The sequence below is a fragment of the Hymenobacter sp. UYAg731 genome, assembly GCF_054061335.1.
Genome location: NZ_JBSSEC010000001.1, coordinates 67005 through 85006, shown reverse-complemented (window position 1 = coordinate 85006; position 18002 = coordinate 67005). Strand labels below are relative to the sequence as shown.

Annotated in this window: 18 protein-coding genes; 14 read left to right on the top strand and 4 right to left on the bottom strand. The window is 61.0% G+C overall.

The annotated features are described in order from the left end of the window. Positions 1 to 33: 33 nt before the first annotated feature. Positions 34 to 1092 (bottom strand): tetraacyldisaccharide 4'-kinase, encoded by a 1059-nt coding sequence (gene lpxK, locus ACVWYF_RS00355; protein ID WP_457063546.1) that lies wholly within the window; start codon positions 1090 to 1092, stop codon positions 34 to 36. Between the two features lie 130 nt (positions 1093 to 1222). Here lpxK and ACVWYF_RS00350 point away from each other — a divergent pair, with 130 nt between their 5' ends. The 14 genes from ACVWYF_RS00350 (at position 1223) to groL (ending at position 15823) form a co-directional block, all read left to right on the top strand. Next, positions 1223 to 1912 carry a DUF6992 family protein gene (locus ACVWYF_RS00350; protein WP_457063545.1) on the top strand — a complete coding sequence of 230 codons (690 nt, stop codon included), beginning with the start codon at positions 1223 to 1225 and terminating at the stop codon, positions 1910 to 1912. Between the two features lie 14 nt (positions 1913 to 1926). Continuing rightward, entirely contained in the window at positions 1927 to 2616 is a 690-nt protein-coding gene (locus tag ACVWYF_RS00345) for a uracil-DNA glycosylase family protein (RefSeq protein ID WP_457063544.1), read from the top strand. Positions 2617 to 2640: 24 nt separating this feature from the next. Next, entirely contained in the window at positions 2641 to 3762 is a 1122-nt protein-coding gene (locus ACVWYF_RS00340) for a Nif3-like dinuclear metal center hexameric protein (RefSeq protein WP_457063543.1), read from the top strand. Further along, a complete protein-coding gene (locus ACVWYF_RS00335) occupies positions 3752 to 4513 on the top strand; it encodes a zinc ribbon domain-containing protein (RefSeq protein ID WP_457063542.1) in 762 nt (253 codons plus the stop codon). Before ACVWYF_RS00340 ends, ACVWYF_RS00335 begins: the two co-directional genes overlap by 11 nt. An 82-nt stretch (positions 4514 to 4595) precedes the next feature. Next, a complete protein-coding gene (locus tag ACVWYF_RS00330; RefSeq protein WP_457063541.1) occupies positions 4596 to 6182 on the top strand; it encodes a tetratricopeptide repeat protein in 1587 nt (528 codons plus the stop codon). A gap of 55 nt (positions 6183 to 6237) precedes the next feature. After that, positions 6238 to 7515, top strand: a complete 1278-nt coding sequence (locus ACVWYF_RS00325; protein WP_457063540.1) for an anthranilate synthase component I family protein — start codon at positions 6238 to 6240, stop codon at positions 7513 to 7515. A 155-nt stretch (positions 7516 to 7670) separates the two neighbouring features. After that, positions 7671 to 9107 (top strand): tRNA (N6-isopentenyl adenosine(37)-C2)-methylthiotransferase MiaB, encoded by a 1437-nt coding sequence (miaB, locus tag ACVWYF_RS00320; protein ID WP_457063539.1) that lies wholly within the window; start codon positions 7671 to 7673, stop codon positions 9105 to 9107. A 14-nt stretch (positions 9108 to 9121) separates the two neighbouring features. Next, positions 9122 to 9493: a type II toxin-antitoxin system HicB family antitoxin gene (locus ACVWYF_RS00315; RefSeq protein WP_457063538.1), complete on the top strand. Its 372-nt coding sequence runs from the start codon at positions 9122 to 9124 to the stop codon at positions 9491 to 9493. A 21-nt stretch (positions 9494 to 9514) separates the two neighbouring features. Continuing rightward, on the top strand, positions 9515 to 10813 hold the full coding sequence (locus ACVWYF_RS00310; protein WP_457063537.1) for a sigma-54 interaction domain-containing protein: 1299 nt from the start codon (positions 9515 to 9517) through the stop codon (positions 10811 to 10813). Between the two features lie 31 nt (positions 10814 to 10844). Beyond that, a complete protein-coding gene (locus ACVWYF_RS00305) occupies positions 10845 to 11330 on the top strand; it encodes an LptE family protein (protein ID WP_457063536.1) in 486 nt (161 codons plus the stop codon). A 215-nt stretch (positions 11331 to 11545) separates the two neighbouring features. Further along, positions 11546 to 13150: a hypothetical protein gene (locus ACVWYF_RS00300; RefSeq protein WP_457063535.1), complete on the top strand. Its 1605-nt coding sequence runs from the start codon at positions 11546 to 11548 to the stop codon at positions 13148 to 13150. 27 nt (positions 13151 to 13177) lie between these two features. Beyond that, positions 13178 to 13576: a preprotein translocase subunit SecG gene (gene secG / locus ACVWYF_RS00295; protein ID WP_457063534.1), complete on the top strand. Its 399-nt coding sequence runs from the start codon at positions 13178 to 13180 to the stop codon at positions 13574 to 13576. 257 nt (positions 13577 to 13833) lie between these two features. Beyond that, positions 13834 to 14124, top strand: a complete 291-nt coding sequence (gene groES, locus ACVWYF_RS00290) for a co-chaperone GroES (protein WP_457063533.1) — start codon at positions 13834 to 13836, stop codon at positions 14122 to 14124. Between the two features lie 52 nt (positions 14125 to 14176). Then, the gene (groL, locus tag ACVWYF_RS00285) at positions 14177 to 15823 is read left to right on the top strand and encodes a chaperonin GroEL (RefSeq protein WP_457063532.1); all 1647 of its coding nucleotides are present in this window, start codon (positions 14177 to 14179) and stop codon (positions 15821 to 15823) included. A 338-nt stretch (positions 15824 to 16161) separates the two neighbouring features. Here the strand turns inward: groL and ACVWYF_RS00280 are convergent, their stop codons facing one another. The 3 genes from ACVWYF_RS00280 to ACVWYF_RS00270 form a co-directional block, all read right to left on the bottom strand. Further along, entirely contained in the window at positions 16162 to 16761 is a 600-nt protein-coding gene (locus ACVWYF_RS00280) for a YdeI/OmpD-associated family protein (protein WP_457063531.1), read from the bottom strand. Between the two features lie 31 nt (positions 16762 to 16792). Then, positions 16793 to 17242: a DoxX family protein gene (locus ACVWYF_RS00275; RefSeq protein ID WP_457063530.1), complete on the bottom strand. Its 450-nt coding sequence runs from the start codon at positions 17240 to 17242 to the stop codon at positions 16793 to 16795. Positions 17243 to 17320: 78 nt separating this feature from the next. Next, entirely contained in the window at positions 17321 to 17884 is a 564-nt protein-coding gene (locus ACVWYF_RS00270; RefSeq protein ID WP_457063529.1) for a Crp/Fnr family transcriptional regulator, read from the bottom strand. Between the last annotated feature and the right edge of the window lie 118 nt (positions 17885 to 18002).

The following is an 18002-nucleotide window of genomic DNA, read 5'->3' as shown; positions in this document are numbered from 1 at the left end:
GCGCAACGGCGCACCCGGCCAGGTCAAAATAAATCAAGCACCCACAACGGGCGCGGGTGGCAACAGCCGGCGCAGAGCCACGCCGCCATCGCCCGGAAACGCCACCCGCACCGGAATGGTATAGAGCGGCAGGCTGGCGCGGGCGGCCCACAACGCGGGAGCCAGCAGGCGCGTGGCGTCCTTTTCCGTCGTAAAAATAGGCCAGCCCGGCTGCCAATGCGCCCGCACCGCCGTCAGGTCGGCCGGGGTGAAGGCGTGGTGGTCGGGGAATTGCGCGTGGTATTGGATTTTATAGCCCTGTTTCTCAAGCTCCTCCCGCAACGGGCCGGGTTGGGCAATGCCCGTCAGCAGTACGGCCGGGCCAGCGGCGGGGGGCATTGGCAAACTCGTGGCAGGGGCGTCCGGCAACGCTTGGGGCTCAGCGTATGCGTAAGCGGAGAAGAGCACGGGCACCTCCGGCCGGCTGTAGCGGCCAATCTGCTGCGTTACGGCCTGTTGGTCAGTTTCTGACATATCGGGCGGGCATTTGGTTACGATGACGACATCGGCCCGGGCGGCCCCGGCGCGGCTCTCGCGCAGGCGGCCAGCGGGCAGCACGTAGTCCTCATAAAAGGGCCGGGCCAGCTCCGTGAGCAGAATATTCAAGGTGGGGCGCACGGCCCGGTGCTGGTAAGCGTCATCGAGGACGATGACGGTGGTTTCCGGGTGTTCGCGCAGCAGTAAATGGGCACCCAGCCGGCGCTCCTCGGCCACGGCAATTACCACGTTGCGGGCCGCGAACTGCCCGAAATACTGCCAGGGCTCGTCGCCCACGGTCGCGGCCGAATCGTCGGGGCCAGCCAGGCGCGGGCCTTTGGTCTGGCGGCCGTAGCCCCGGCTGAGAATGGCCGGGCGGTGGCCCTGCCGCAGCAATTCTTCCACCAGCCAGCTTACGTGGGGCGTTTTGCCGGTGCCGCCCACGCGCAGGTTGCCCACGTTGAGCAGCGGCACGGCGAAGGTTTCGGTCCGTTTCCAGCCAATGTCGTAGAGCCAGTTGCGAAGGGCCATTATCGCGGCGTAAATCCAGGCAAGCGGCAACAGTAAATAGGCCATAATGAACTGCACGCACGAACTATTGCCGAAGCAACGGCTCGCAAAAGTACGGCGGTTGCGGGGCTACCCGCACAAAGATGCCGCGAAGCGGTTGCTCGCAATTATTTCCCCCACGCTATTCACCACTGCCATGCGCTTGTTGTTTCTGCTTGCTTGCCTGCTAACGGTGGCCCAGCCGGTCCCGGTGCGGGCTCAGGCCCCCGTCGATTCGTTGCACCAGCCACTGCCCGCGCCTTCGGTTGCCCTGGCCGCTTTTGCTGCTGAGCGCACCCAACTCCACCAGCGTGCGCTGACGGTACTGGGCGGCTGGGCCGTGGGCAATTTGGTGGCAAGCGGCATTGCCACGGGCCAAACGGAAGGCTCAGTCCACTATTTCCATCAGATGAATATTGGCTGGGGGGCCGTGAACCTGGCCCTGGTGGGCACCGGCTACTTGGCCGCCCGGCGGGCCAGCCGCCAGCCGGCCGCTGACCGGGCCACCAACGTGCGCGCCCAGCTGCGCACCGAAAACCTTTACCTGTTCAACGCCGGCCTCGATGTCGCCTACCTGGCCACGGGCTTTTACTTACTCGAAAAAGGCCGCAACCCCACCGCCCCGGGCTCGGCGGAGCGCTGGCGGGGCTACGGGCAGTCGTTGCTGCTACAAGGCGGCTTTCTGCTTTTGTTCGACGGGTTTCAGTTTGCAACCCACCACCAGCACGGCACCCGCGCCCTCTACCCGTTACTAAGTCGAATTAGCATTGGCCCCGGCGCGGTGGCCCTGGCGTGGCCCCTAGGTGCGCCGGCGCACCGCGCGGCCACGCCAGCTATTTTTCAATAATGCCTTGATAATCCATGCTAAGCCTGGCCACTTCCCTTCCCCATTTCCTGCGCGCATTTCCCCTGCCCACGGCCTTGCCGGCGGGCGTAGAAGCGCAAAGTCCTTTCCGCGAGCCGGCCGTGTTCGACTTACTGAGCCAATTCGCCCATAAATTTTACAATGAAGCGTTGCCCCGCGTGGCCGTGCTGGGCATCAACCCCGGCCGGCTGGGCATGGGCCGCACCGGTGTGGCCTTCACCGACCCCACGGCCCTCACTGAGTTCTGCGGCATCGAACACAACCTACCCCGCCAACGCCCCGAAACCTCCACCCAATTCGTGTACAAGGTCATTGCGGAAATGGGCGGCCCGGCGGCATTTTATCAGCACTTTTACGTGGGGTCTTTGTACCCGTTGGTGCTGCTGAAAAATGGGTTGAATTACAATTATTACGACTCCCCCGCCCTCACCAAATCCCTGTGGCCGGATATTCAGCTTTCGCTGCGCCAGCAGGTTCAGGAGTTAGGTTTGCGGCGCGATGTGGCCGTGAGCCTGGGCAAGCGCAACGGCGAATTCCTCAAACGCCTCAACGCCGAGCTGGGCCTGTTCGATGAAATTATCGTGCTGGACCACCCGCGCTACCTCATGCAATACCAAAGCCGCAACATGGCCGCCAACGTAGCGCATTATGTAGCAGAACTGGGCCGACTCCTACCCAATTCATAATTCAAAACTCATAATTCCAATAAAGTGCCCACCGTTCAAGACCTTGCCCGCCTGCTGGAAGCCGCCGCACCCCTTGCCTACCAGGAAAGCTATGACAACGCCGGCCTGCAATGCGGTGACCCTCAAGCCGAAATCACTGGCGTGCTGATAACGCTGGACTGCACCCCGGCCGTGGTGGCCGAGGCCGTGCGGCGCGGCTGCAACGTGGTGGTGGCCCACCACCCGGTCATTTTCCGGCCCCTCAAGCGCCTCACCGGGGCCAATGAAGTGGAGCAAACCATCATCGCCGCCCTCAAAAACGACGTGGCCATCTACGCCGCCCACACCAATCTCGACAACGTGCGCGGCGGCGTCAACGACAAGCTGGCCGAAAAACTTGGCCTGCTAAAAACACGGGTTTTGGCCCCGCAAAGCGGCACCCTGGCCCGACTCATCACCTACGTGCCCAACCGGCCCGAGGACCAGCAAACCGACCTTGCCGGCCGCGTGCTGGCCGCCCTCTACGCCGCCGGGGCCGGCCAGGTGGGCCAGTATTCCGACTGCAGCTTTCGCACCGAGGGCACCGGCACCTTCACGCCCGGCGCGGGCACGCAGCCCGCAATCGGCACCCAAAGCCAGGCCGAAACGGTGGCTGAATTGCGCCTCGAAGTGCTGCTGCCGCTGCACCGGCAGGCGGCCGTGCTGCGGGCCTTGCGAGCCGCTCACCCCTACGAAGAAGTTGCTTATGAATTGATTAAGCTCGAAAACGTGCATCAGGAAATAGGCGCCGGCCTAGTGGGCGAGTTGCCTGAGGCACTGGCTCCGGCCGCGTTCCGGCAGCAGCTGAAGCGGCAGCTATTGGTGCCCGTAGTGCGCCACACGGCCTTTGAAAAGCCCATCAAAACGGTGGCCATCTGCGGCGGGGCGGGCGCGTTTCTCATTGGTGCGGCGCGGGCCGCCGGGGCCGATGCTTACGTGACCGGCGATGTGAAATACCATGAGTTTTTTGGAGCCGAGGGCCAGCTGATGCTCTGCGACGTGGGCCATTTTGAGAGCGAACAGTTCACCGGCGAAGTGTTTCGGGATTTGCTAACAGCCGGATTTGAACGTACTTTTGCGGTCTTAATCGCTGAAACCCCTACGAACCCCGTTCAATATGACTGCTAAAAGTGCCGCCGTGGCTCCCGCCGACGTTCCCGTAGCCGCTAAGCTCGAAGCCATGCTCACCCTGCAGCATCTCGACTCGCAGCTCGACGAAATCCGGCGCGTGCGGGGCGATTTGCCCGAGGAAGTGAGCGACCTGGAAGACGAAATTGCTGGCTACGAGGTGCGTGTGAAGAAATTCGACGAGGACATCCAGGGCCTGAACGACTTTATCAAGAGCCGCAAGCAAGCCAGCAAGGATGCCGAAACGCTCATCAAAAAGTACGACGAGCAGCAGCAGAACGTGCGCAACAACCGCGAGTTCGAAGCTATTGCTAAGGAAATTGAGCTGCAGCGCCTGGAAATCCAGATTGCCGACAAGAAAATCAAGGAGTCGCAGTACCAGATTGACGTAAAAAACGCTGAAATCAGCGGTACGAAGTCGAAACTGGACGAGCGCCGCAAGGACCTCGACACCAAAAAAAGCGAGCTTGACACCATTATTTCGGAAAACGAAGAGGAAGAGCGTGGCATCATGGCCCAGCGCGAGGAAGCCACCAAGCCGGTGGAAGCCCGCCTGCTGACGGCCTACACCCGCATCCGCGGCAACGTGCGCAACGGCCTGGCCGTGGTGCTGGTGCGCCGCGACGCCTGCGGCGGCTGCTTTAACACGGTGCCGCCCCAGCGCCAGGCCGACATTATTTCGCACAAGAAAATCATCGTGTGCGAGCACTGCGGCCGGATTCTGGCCGATGTGGAAGCCCGTATCGCGTAGCTTTCGGTGGCTTTATGAATTGAAAAAAGGAACGGCAGTGCCGTTCCTTTTTTGTTGCCGCGCTTTTGGGCTTTGTTGTTTCATGGTTGATTGCACCTTCTCCGTTGCTGCTTTTTGCGCCCGTGCTCGCCGGGCGGGGCTGGTATTGGCATTGGCGGGCGGCCCACTGCTCGCGCGGGCGGGTTTGCTGAATGCGGCTGGACACCTTGAAATCTATCAGATAGCAGATAACGACGGACAGGCCGAAACCCAAAACCAAAAGCCCGAAGCCCTTACCACCAATAGCCGCCGCGCCTACACCGAAGTGCTGAAGCTGCGCCTCGACGCGGCCCGCGCCCTGCTCCGGTCCGAACTGGCCAGTGTGCCTACCGCCCCCGCGCCCCTGCTGGTGGCCAACTGCGCCGATTTCGTAGAGCTGCTCATCACCCAGGACGCCAGCCGTTACGATGCGCTGACGGCCTCCCAGGAAGCCCACCTTGCTGCGCTGGATGATGCGCCCGCCAGCGCCCTGCGCGATTACGCCCGGGCCGAAATTACGCTGCACCTGGGCCTGAGCCAGCTGCTGTTCAAGCACATGGTGATGGGCGGCTACCACCTGCGCAGCGGCTACCACCAGATGCAGGACGTGGTGAAGCATTACCCCAACTTCCTACCGGCCCGCAAAACGCTGGGGATTTGTGAGTTTGCCGTAGGTTCCTTGCCCGAGGGCTACCACTGGCTGCTGCGCCTGCTAGGCCTCTCGGCCAACTTAGACACGGGTTTGCAACGCCTGGGCCAGGCCGCTGCGCAGCCCCATGATTTCCAGCTTGAAAGCCAGATTTTCCTGGCCCTGATTCGGGAGAGCTACTATAAAAAACCGGCCGAAGCATTGCGTCTGGCTGAGCAGCTTACCACCCAACAGCCAGATAACCTGCTGTTTGCCTACCTGCGCACCAGCGTGGAAAAGCGGCAGCACCACGGTGCCACGGCCCTGGCCGCCTACCGCGCCCGCCCCACCGGCCCCGGCTACCTGCCCACCGCCTACCTGCACCACATGGCCGCCGACCTGCTACTCTACCGGGGCGAATACGCGGCGTCGGAGCGCGAGAATCTGACGTTTCTGCACGAGTTCCGGGGCCAGCACTACCGCAAGGATGCGGCGTTCAAGCTCTACCTGGCCATGTGGCTGAGTGGGCAGCCGGCGGCAGCAGCCAAGTACCGGGCGCTCATCAACCAGCCCGGTCCGGCCGACGTGGAAGAGGACGTATACGCCCAGCACTACTACCAGGAGGCCACGGCCCTCAACCCCATCCTCACCAGGGCAAGGCTGCAATCCGATGGGGGCTACGACCGGGAGGCGCTGAGTACACTACGGGCCTTCCACGCCACCCAGGCCACACTTTGGCGCGACCGCATTGAGGCCCCGTACCGCCGCGCCCGCGCCTACCAGGGCCTCGGCCGGCTCGATTCGGCCTGGTTTTATTTCGAGCAAACCCAGACCGAGGCCGGCCCCAAAGCGCCCTATTACTACGCGCCCCAGGCGGCACTGCAACAAGGCTACATGGCCCAAAGCGTAGGCAACAAGCCCACGGCACGCCTGTATTTTCAGCGGGCGCTGAATTACCCCTGGCACGAATACAAAAACAGCACCGACGCCAAAGCCAAACTGGCCCTGCGGGAGCTGAAGTAGCCCGACCTTTACTGTCGCAAACTGCCGCATCAACCGCCACCCTGCCTTTTCTGCTGTGCCCGCCACTGCTTCCGTAACTGTTCCGCTGCATGAATTGCCCGCCGACTTTCGGATGCGGGCGCTACACTGGGGCGCGGCATTTTCTCATTGCACCTACTTCGAGCCCAACGACCTGGATTATCCGCATGGCGCGTTTGAGCGCGTGCTGGCAGTGGCGCCGGCTGGGGTCGAAAGCACTCATTCGCTGGCTGATTTATCCGGGCATTTTGACTCGAATGCGCCACGCGTTGGTTTCCTGACCTACGATTTAAAAAACGACATCGAGGCACTGCACAGCGAGAATTTCGCGGGCTTTGCCTGGCCACGCCTGCATTTTTTCACTCCCTCAACCTGGCTCGTGTGGCGGGCCGATACGCTGGAAATTCACGGACGGGCGGACGGAATTTTGGACCAGATTCTGGCGCAGCCCGTGCTGCCGGTTGCGGTGCTGGCCGTACCCGCGCTGCGCCCGCGCCTGCCCAAAGCCGATTACCTGCGGGCCGTGGAAGCCGTTCGGGAAGACATTCTCAACGGGGAAGTGTACGAGTTGAACCTCTGCCAGGAATTCTACGCCGAGAACGTGGCCTTAAGCCCCGTGGAGGTTTTCTGGCAGCTCATGCAGGCATCGCCCGCACCATTCGCGGGCTTCGTGCGCTGGCACCATCATTTCCTGCTCTGCGCCTCGCCCGAGCGGTTTCTGGCGCACCGACAGGGTCAGCTGATTTCCCAGCCCATCAAGGGCACCATCCGGCGCGGCCCCACGCCAACGGCCGATGAGCAGCAGCGCCAAACCCTGCTGCACGACGAAAAAGAGCGCGCCGAAAACCTGATGATTGTGGACCTCGTGCGCAACGACCTCGCCCGCGTAGCCCGCACCGGCTCCGTGCGTGTGCCCGAGCTCTTCGGCCTCTACCCTTTTCGCCACCTCTGGCAGATGATTTCGACCGTCACCGCCGACCTGCGCCCCGGCATCGACTTGGCCGAAATTCTCCGCGCTACCTTCCCCATGGGCTCGATGACCGGCGCGCCGAAAATCCGCGCCATGCAGCTCATCGAGCACTACGAAAGCAGCCGGCGCGGCCTCTACAGCGGCAGCATCGGTTACGTGGGGGCTGATGGCAATTTCGATTTCAACGTTGTTATTCGCTCCCTGCAATACCGCCAGGACACCGGCTACCTCAGCTTCCAGGTCGGCTCCGCCATCACCTTTGACTCTGACCCGGAGCGCGAATACGAGGAGTGCTTGCTGAAAGCCAGGGCTTTACTGGAAGTGCTGGGCACAAGCATTGAGTAGGGTGCGGGGCTGGCCCCCGCCCGTCGTTGGACATCTTGTTTAGGTTCTGTTCAACGGCGGGCGGGGGCCAGCCCCGCACCCTACATTATTCTGCCATTCTGTCATTTTACTCCCGGCTGCCGTATCTTTGTGCTCCGCCGAAAAGCGTTTAGAATATGGCCCAACCCCTGTTAACCCTTGATTTTTTAGATAAAGCCGCCCCCAGCGCCGAGGCTACGCCCAGCGGCGAGGTGCGGGTGACGGCCGCTACCCGTACCGGCCGCCAGCGCAAGCTCTATATCGAGAGCTACGGCTGCCAGATGAATTTCTCGGACTCGGAAATCGTGTCGAGCATTCTCTTCGACGAAGGCTTCGATACCACCGACGACCTCGCCAATGCCGACCTCGTGCTGCTCAACACCTGCTCCATCCGCGAGAAGGCCGAGCAGACGGTGCGGATGCGCCTCCGGCAGATTAACTCCCACAAAAAGCGCAAGCCCGGCATGCTGGTGGGCGTGCTCGGCTGCATGGCCGAGCGCCTGAAGAGCAAGTTTCTGGAAGAAGAGAAAATCGTGGACCTCGTGGTGGGCCCCGATGCTTACCGCGACTTGCCCCAGCTCATCAGTCAGGTTGACGGCGGGCAGAAGGGCGTGAACGTGCTGCTGAGCCGCGAGGAAACCTACGCCGACATCACGCCCGTGCGCCTGAATTCCAACGGCGTGTCGGCCTTCATCAGCATCATGCGCGGCTGCGACAACATGTGCTCGTTCTGCGTGGTGCCCTTCACGCGGGGCCGCGAACGCAGCCGCGATACCCACAGCATTATACAGGAAGCCAGCGACTTGGTAGCGGCTGGCTACAAGGAGGTGACGCTACTTGGCCAGAACGTGGACTCCTACAAGTGGGCCAGTGCTGATGGCACCGAGCACGTCAACTTCGCCCAGCTGCTGGAGCGCGTGGCCCTCATCAGCCCCGCGCTGCGGGTGCGCTTCTCCACCTCGCACCCCAAGGACATCACCGATGAGGTGCTGCACACCATGGCGCGCCACGAGAACATCTGCAAGTACATCCACCTGCCGGCCCAGAGCGGCAACTCCCGCGTGCTGGCCCTCATGAACCGCACCTACGACCGGCCCTGGTACGAGGCGCGGGTGAACCGCATCCGCGAAATCCTGGGTGACGACTGCGCCATCTCAACCGACATGATTGCCGGCTTCTGCTCCGAAACCGAGGAGGAGCACGAGGATACCAAGAGCCTAATGCACTTCGTGCATTACGACATGGCCTACCAGTTTTTTTACTCGGAGCGCCCCGGCACGCTGGCCGCTCGCAAGCTGGCCGACGACATTCCGCTCGAAACCAAGAAGCGCCGCCTGCAGGAATTGATTGATATTCAGCAAGTATACAGTGCCGAGCGCAACGCCCGGTCCGTGGGCAAGGTGCATAAAGTGCTGGTCGAGAACTTCTCTAAGCGCTCAAAAGACGACCTGAGCGGCCGTAATAGCCAGAACCAGATTGTCATCTTTCCGAAAGGCAATTTCAAGAAGGGCGACTACGTGAATGTGCTGGTACACAGCAGTTCGGCCAGCACACTGCTGGGCGAAGTAGTGTAGTAATCATTCTACTATTGAACCTCAAATCACAGAAAGTAATGGGTGGTGCATCATTGTTCATTTGGCAGATTATCTGTTTTGCAGTAATCGGGTGCATTGGCTTTCTGATAATAAGATTGCTGATTATCAGCAATTTCCCCCGGAATAAAAAGTCCAATATCTTACCGCCTAGCCTCGATTTATACCCGGTCGTTATTAACTGGAGCAGTGCTGACCGCAAGTATTTGGCTGAAGTGCCCGACCTACCTGGATGCATGGCCGACGGTGCCACCAAAGCCGAAGCTTTAGCAGCCTCTGCTTTAGCCATCAGCCAATGGATGATTTTCGCCCACGAACTGGGACGCGAGATTCCGGCCCCGCGCGAACGTCTGCAAATAGCTGCCTAGTAGCATTAACCCGCTTTTCCTTTGACAACGCAAGAAATCCAATCCATCAAGCTCCGGTTCGGCATCATCGGCAATGCGCCGGCGCTGAATTACGCCATTCAGGTGGCCGCGCAAGTCGCACCCACCGATATGACGGTGCTCATTACCGGCGAAAGCGGGTCGGGCAAGGAGTCGTTTTCCAAAATTATCCACGCCTTATCACCGCGCAAGCACGGGCAATTCATTGCCATCAACTGCGGTGCCATTCCCGAAGGCACGATTGATTCTGAGCTATTTGGCCACGAGAAAGGCTCCTTCACCGGGGCCAACGAGGCGCGCAAAGGCTACTTTGAAGTCACCAACGGCGGCACCATTTTCCTGGATGAGATTGGCGAGATGCCGCTCGGCACCCAGGCCCGCCTGCTGCGCGTGCTGGAGAATGGCGAATTTATCCGCGTGGGTTCCAGCAAAGTGCAGAAAACTGACGTGCGCGTAGTAGCCGCCACCAACGTGAACCTGCTCGACCGCGTGCAGGCCGGCACCTTCCGCGAAGACCTGTACTATCGCCTCAACACGGTGCCCATCACGGTGCCGCCGCTGCGCGAGCGCGGCGAGGATATCTACCTGTTGTTCCGCAAGTTTGCTTCGGATGCGGCGGAGCGCTACCGCACGCGGCCCATCACGCTGCTGCCCGACGCGGTGCCAGTGCTCACGCGCTTCCGCTTCCCCGGCAACATTCGCCAGCTCAAGAACATCGCCGAGCAGATGTCGGTGCTCGAAACCGAGCGCGACGTGGATGCCCGCCGCCTCGCGCCCTACCTGCCGCAGGACCAGGTCAGCCGGCTGCCCATGCTGCTGGGGCAGGGCACGCCCGACGGGGCCACGGCCGGCTACTCGGAACGCGATTTGCTCTACAAAATCCTGTTCGACATGCGCCGCGACATGACGGACCTCAAGAAAATGGTGCTGGAGCTGGCCACCGGCCAGCGCCCCCACGAGGCCCAGGAACTGCTCCGCCAGAACAGCCATCTCTTCAACAATAGCAATACGGCTCCTGCCGGCGCGTTTGACAGCAGCCAGGCTGCCGAGTATTTCCTGCCCGCCGCCCCCAACGCCTACAACAACGAGCCAACGACGAATTACGACGACGAAACCCCGGTGGAAGATATTCCGCACGAAACCGAAGAGGAAACACTCTCGCTCGACATCAAGGAACGCGAGATGATTCTCAAGGCGTTGAAGAAACACAACAACAAGCGCAAATACGCCGCTCACGACCTGGGCATCTCGGAACGTACCCTGTACCGCAAACTCAAGCAATATGACCTGGAGCAAGTGTAAAGCCGTTTTTTGTTCGGTAGCAGTGCTTTGCATGCTGTTGGGCCTGAGCAGCTGCGGCGTGTATTCGTTCAACGGCACCAACATCGACCCGGCGGTGCGCACCATTTCCATTGCCACGATTCAGAATAACTCGCCCTCCGGCCCGGCCTTTCTGACGCAGCGCTTCACGGAGGATTTGAAGGACTATTTCCAGCGCAACACCAACCTGAAAATTGTGCCGCGTGATGGCGACCTGCAATTTGATGGCAATATTGTGGCCTACGATTTTGCGCCGGCCTCCATTCAGCAGGTCAATGGGGTGTCGCAGGCCGGCTCGAACCGCCTCACCATCCAGGTCAAAATCCGCTTCACCAACACCAAAGACGACAAGCAGAGCTTCGAGCAAGTGTTCCAAAATTTTGATGACTACGCGGCCAACCGCAACATCTCCACCATCAATAATGACCCCACCGCCGTGCGTACCACGACGGATAAAATTATTACCGACATTTTCAACAAGTCAGTAGCTAACTGGTAGTCGGCGAATAAATTGGGGCTTGAAGCAGTTGGTCAACGGGGAAATTAGGCGCTGAATTTTCCGAATAATATCGATTAACAGCACGGTAGCAGCCGAGGTATCTGCGTAAATTAGCGTAATGTTGCACCCCCATTAATGGGTCCGGGACATTGATTTACGGCTTTTGACCGGAAATTAATCGCCTTTCTTACTGCTTCATTACCGCCTTTCCACCCGTGACCCGCGCTACACTCCTGCACGTTCTCGAACGCCCCACCGCCCTGGGTCCGGCCGAAGTGCGCGAGCTGGAGCAGCTGGCCCAAGCCTTCCCCTACTGCCAAACAGCCCACCTGCTGCTGGCCAAAGCCGCCCACGACCAGGGCACCATGCTGGCCGGCCAGCGCCTGCGCCGCGCCGCCACCTACGCCGCCGACCGCAGCCTGCTGCGCCGCCTCATCGAGCAGGTGGAGCCGGAGCCGCTCCCTGCATTCTTTTCGGTTTCCGAGGCTGCGCCCGCCATTGAAGTCCCGGTCTTGGCCGTGATTGAGCCAGCCCTGGCTGCCGAAGCTGCCCCGGTTCTCATCCCGGAACCGGTGGTATTAGCCGCCGCCGAAATCGCTACGCCACCACTGGCAGCCGTGGTAATTGAGGCGACGCCCGAACCTGTGGCAGCCGTTGAGGAGCATCAGCCAGCGGCAACGAGCCCAGTAGTTCCGGCAGCTGCTGCTGAAACAGAACCCGTATGGCCACTGGCTGGGGCCGCGCAACTGCCCGTAACACCGGCGGCTATCAGTGAAGCCTTGCCTGAAGTGGTTTCAATAGCCGAGCCAGCAGCTCCCGCGTCCGCTGTTGTAGCAGTACCGACGGTATTGCCGGAAGTGGCGCCCGTAGCTGTGGAAGTACCGACAGCTCCACCGCTAGTCGCGCACGAGGTGCATTCGGTAATAGCTGAAGCAGTAGCCCCAGCGGTGGAGCTGATTCTGGCAGATTTGCCCGTATTGCTTGACCAGGAACAGGCCGTCATAATAACTGACAACCGGCCCGAAGCAGTGGAAACAACCACTGCACTACCTATCGAAGCGCCTCCCGCAATTGAAATAGCCGACGAACTACCCGCCCAGGCTCCCGCCATTCGGCCGCCGGTAGAAGTAGGCGAAGCCCGGTTTGAGTTTGGTTTGGCCGATGCGCCGCCAGCCGCCGTGCCCGCCTACGAGCTGCCCGGTTTGATTGACGAATGGGCCGCCTCGGCCGTGACGCGCAGCCTGGGCAGCCCCGGCGCGCTGGCCCTGGCGATTCCGGCTCCGGCCGCTCCCGTTTTCACGCCGGCCGCCTTCACCGGCGATGCCGTGGTGGGCTATGCCTTTGGCGAAAGCAGCCGCCTGGGCCTGTCCATGCAACTACTCGACTTGCTGACTGCCAGGGCCGAAGCCGCCGAAACTGCCACCGCCGTGGTGGCCGCCGCTCAGCCGCCGGCCGTGCCGCTACCTCCCACCGGCACCTTCTTCGAGCCCGACCCGCTGCTGCTCGACCACTGGGCCACGCACTGCCCGGTGCCGCCCGAGTTGCCTTCCACGGTCGACCTCATCAACAATTTCCTCAAGCGCCAGCCGCGCCTCACGCGGCCTGGCATGCTGCCGCCCGCGCCCGGTGGCCAGCCCGATTTGAGCGTGCGCAGCACCCGCGCCGAACCCGACCTCGTTTCCGAAAATCTGGCCCGCATCTTCGTGCGGCAGGGCAAAGTGGCCCGCGCCATTGAGATTTATGAAAAGCTCATGGTGAAGCAGCCGGAAAAAATGGCGTACTTTGCAGCCCAAATAGAATCATTGCAACCTTCAGCGTAATTTGCTTTTTCAGCTTCTTTACCCCTCATGTACACTGCTCTAATCATCCTCATTCTCCTGGTGTGTTTCCTGCTGGCCCTCGTAGTGCTGGCCCAAAACCCCAAGGGGGGTGGAATTTCCAGCCAGTTTAGCGCCGGCGGCGCGGCCAGCATGATGGGCGTGAAACGCACCGGCGACCTGCTCGAAAAGCTCACCTGGGGCTTCGCCATTGGTCTGGTGGTGCTATCGCTCGGCTCGCACATGCTCACCTCCACTGGCGGTGGTCCGGTGCGCAGCGTGAACCAGCAGCGCGCTCTGGAAACCAAGCTGCCCGCGCCTACCGCCCCAACTGGCCCGGCCCCGGCTGCCCCTGCTCCTGACGCAACCGCGCCGGCTCCTGCGCCCGCTGGCACCACGACGCCAGCACCGGCCAACAAGCCTGAGTAATCGAATCTCCCTTTTTGAACCGACAAAAGCCGGTGCTTCTCTAGCGAGAGGCACCGGCTTTTTCGTGGGGCGCAGCGTGGCCCAACGCTGTACCGATGCGCAGCGGAACCGGCCACTGCTACCGGCGATTGCGCCACTTCTGCCACATTCCACCGATAATACCTGCCCATTTTGTCAGGTTTATGGCGCTGGCACGGGAAATGAGACAGCGCTCAACAACAAGATTTTCCATCTAATCCAATCCAAACACACCCAAAATGGCACTTAGCATGAAACCGCTGGCCGACCGCGTAATTGTTCGCGCTGCCGCCGCCGAGGAGAAAACCAAATCCGGCATCATCATTCCCGATACGGCCAAGGAAAAGCCCCAGCGTGGCGAAGTAGTGGCCGTGGGCGAAGGCAAAACCTCTGATGCCGGCGCCATCATCGCGCCCCAGGTGAAAGTAGGCGACCAGGTGCTCTACGGCAAGTACGCCGGCACCGAAATCACCGTCGACGGTGAGGACCTGCTCATCATGCGTGAGTCGGACATTTTCGCGGTGCTCTAGGCCCGCCGAGAATCCATCATTCTTAATTCATAATTCTTAATTCCCTCCCGCAGTGGCTAAGAACATCCAATTCGACACCGAAGGCCGCGCCCGCTTACAGGCCGGTGTGAACAAACTGGCGAACGCCGTGAAAGTGACCCTCGGCCCCAAAGGCCGCAACGTCATCATCGACAAGAAATTCGGCGCGCCCTCGATTACCAAGGACGGCGTGACCGTGGCCAAGGAAATTGAGCTGCGCGACCCGATTGAGAACATGGGCGCTCAGCTCGTGAAAGAAGTGGCTTCGAAAACGGCCGACCAGGCTGGCGACGGCACCACTACGGCAACCGTACTGGCCCAGGCCATCTACACGGCCGGCTCGAAAAACGTGGCCGCCGGGGCTAATCCGATGGATTTGAAGCGCGGCATCGACAAGGCAGTGATTGCCGTGGTTGCTAACCTGAAAGCGCAGTCGAAGAAAATCGAAAACTCCGCTGAAATCGCCCAGGTGGGTGCTATCTCGGCCAACAACGACATGGAAATCGGCCAGATGATTGCCGATGCCATGGACAAAGTGGGCAAGGAAGGCGTCATCACGGTAGAAGAAGCCCGGGGCACCGAGACCGAAGTGAAAACGGTGGAAGGCATGCAGTTTGACCGCGGCTACCTCTCCCCTTACTTCGTGACCAACCCCGAGAAAATGGAGGTTGAGTTCGAGTCGCCTTACGTACTCATCTACGATAAGAAAGTGAGCACCATGAAGGAGCTGCTGCCCGTATTGGAGCAGGTGCTGCAGACTGGCAAGCCCCTCGTCATCATCTCGGAAGATGTGGACGGCGAAGCCCTCGCTACCCTGGTGGTGAACAAGCTGCGCGGCTCGCTGAAAATCGCGGCCGTAAAGGCTCCCGGCTTCGGCGACCGCCGCAAGGCCATGCTGGAAGACATTGCTACCCTCACGGGCGGTACCGTTATCAGCGAAGAGCAGGGCTACAAGCTCGAAAACGCTACCCTGGAATACCTCGGTACGGCCGAGAAAATCATCATCGACAAGGACAACACGACCATCGTGAACGGCAAGGGCGAGAAAACGGCTATTCAGAGCCGCATTGCCCAGATTAAGGCCCAGATGGAAACCACTACGTCGGACTACGATAAGGAGAAACTGCAGGAGCGCCTCGCTAAGCTGAGCGGCGGCGTAGCCATTCTCTACATCGGTGCCAGCACCGAAGTGGAAATGAAGGAGAAGAAAGACCGCGTGGACGATGCCCTGCACGCGACCCGCGCCGCCGTTGAGGAAGGCGTGGTACCCGGCGGTGGCGTGGCCCTGGTGCGCGCTATTGAGGCCCTGGCCGCAGTAGACACCCGCAATGCCGACGAGCGCACCGGCGTGAACATCATCCGCACGGCGCTGGAGTCGCCGCTCCGGACCATCGTGGCCAATGCTGGCGGCGAAGGCTCGGTAGTGGTGCAGAAAGTACGCGACGGCAAAGGTGATTTCGGCTACAACGCCCGCGAGGACCGTTACGAGAACCTGGTGGCCGCTGGTATCATCGACCCCACCAAGGTGACTCGTCTGGCCCTCGAAAACGCTGCGAGTATCGCCGGCCTGCTGCTGACGACCGAAGCCGTGATTTCGGATGAGCCCGAGCCTAAGGATGCTGGCCATAGCCACGGCGACGGTGGCATGGGCGGGATGGGTGGCATGGGCGGCATGATGTAAGTCGAGCCGCTTATAGCCCTCCGCTATAAGAACGAAAGCCCCGCTGGCAGTGCCGGCGGGGCTTTTTTGTGCGCGTTCGGGTAGCGTCTGGCCGTGGCATTGGGCCGCGCCCAGCGTGGGGGTCTACCGGCCGAATTTCCCAAACTAGAAGAAACAAAGCGCCCCGTCAGTGCCTGGTGGGGCGTTGAGTTGCTCACTTTCTTAGAAGCTGTTTGAGTTAATAAAAAACGGTCATGCTGAGCTTGTCGAAGCATCTCTCCCGCTTCTTTGAACAGCCCTAATGAAGCAGTAGAGATGCTTCGACAAGCTCAGCATGACCGTTTCAGAAGGAGTGTTAGCTAACTCAAACAGCTTCTTAGAGCGTCATTTATTCCCCTGCCATTCAGAATGTCTGGGGTGCACTTTTCAATTCGGGCCGCTCGGGTGTTGGCTTGCTTGGGGGCCGAAAAATGCAGCAGGTAGGCTCGTTGGCGGCCCGGCGTCAGAGCCGTGAATGCGGTTTTCAGGGCTGGATTTTCGGCTAGCTTGAGCTGCCACTCCGCCGGCGGGGCGAATTCGTCGGGCTTTTTGAACGCTACTTTGGCTCCGCTTTTTTCCACCTCTAGGGCCTCCTGGATGTAGGCTTTCAGGACGGGTGCCCGCTCCACCACTTCCCCAACGGTGGTGAACCGCAGCTGGCGCGCGGCCTGCACGTTCGCCGTTTGCTGGACCAACAGGCCCAGCGCATCCCGCAGCAATGCCCCTTTGAAGAACAGCACGGCGCAGTAGTCCTTGAAGACGTGCAGCAACAGGATGTTGCGGTTCTGGAACGTGTAGCACGGCACGCCCCACTTCAATTCTTCGGTCAGGCCGCAGGCCAGCACCACCGTTCGTAAGTGCTCCAGCTCTTCCAGCCACCGGTGGGCTTTGTGGAAATAGAAATCAACCTTGGGATTCATGCTCGAATTAGTTGAGTGTTTATGGCTGGGTTTATAGTTGCGCGAAATCGGCAGCAGACTGGACGGTGCCTGCGGCATCGGCCGGGGCCGCGAAAGTTGGCGCGGGAGCCAGCCGGCGGCTGGCGGGGCGAAGCTGCCAGGAGGCCACCGTGAGGCCGGCAAATACAAACGGGGCCAGCGCCGCCAGCGGCCCTTCGCCGCTGGCCAGGTGCGACGCGACAGCCCCCGTGAGCAGGAAGAAAAAGCCCGCGTAGGCCCATTCCTTGGCCAGCCGCCAGCCCGGCAGCAGGAGCACCAGCACCCCGGCCACCTTCCACACGCCCACCAGCGTCAGCACGTAGAGCGGGTAGCCCAGGTGCCGCATGCCGTCCACGTTGAGTTGGGCGCGCAGCAGCTGGGCCGTGGCCCCGGCCAGCATGCCAAAGGCCAGCAGGCCGGTTACCAGCCAGAATAAGACCGGGCGGGAGCGGGGAGTTTCCATAGGGCGTAGCGTTTGGATGAAGTTGGCCCCAAAGCTACCCGCCGGGGTTTTCCGGCTATTTATCAAATGATAAAAAAGCTACTGCCCGGCCCGGATGCGGCTCAGCGACACTTGCGTGATGCCCAGGTAGGCCGCCAAATCGCCCAGGCTGATGCGCTGCAGCAAGGCCCCTTTCTCCTGCACAAACAGGCGGTAGCGCACGGTGGCGTTTTCCTCCAGCATCTCGCTGATGCGCTTCATCATGCCCACGGAAGCAAACGCCAGCAGCTGCTTGAACAGGGTTTCGATGGCGTGGTGCTGGCGGCAGAGACGCTCGATGTCGGGCCGCGCAATGCGGTATCCCGTGGTGGGCTCCAGGGCCAGCAGCTGGTATTTGGAGGGGGCGCTGGTCAGGTAGCTGTTGATTTCCGTGAACAGGATAGGCTCCTTGAAGAAATTCATAATAAATTCCTTGTCCTCCTTGTAGAACGACGACTTCACCAGGCCGTGCTCGATGAAGTGGTAGTGCTGGCTGGTTTGCCCGGCCCGCAGCAGGCAAGCGCCTTTGGGGAATTCCTGCGGCACCAAGGCGCGCAGCAGCTCGTCGCGGGCCGGCAGGTTGAGCCGCACGATTCGGTCGGTATAAGTCAGGACAGGGTGCATAGGGGCAAATGTGGCAGAATAGTCGCTATGCTGCGCGCCAAACGCCGCCTACTGGCCCGGGCAGTGCAACGCCTGGTGCAGGAGTAAGCGCCGCCGCTTGAGCAACGAAAAGCCCCGT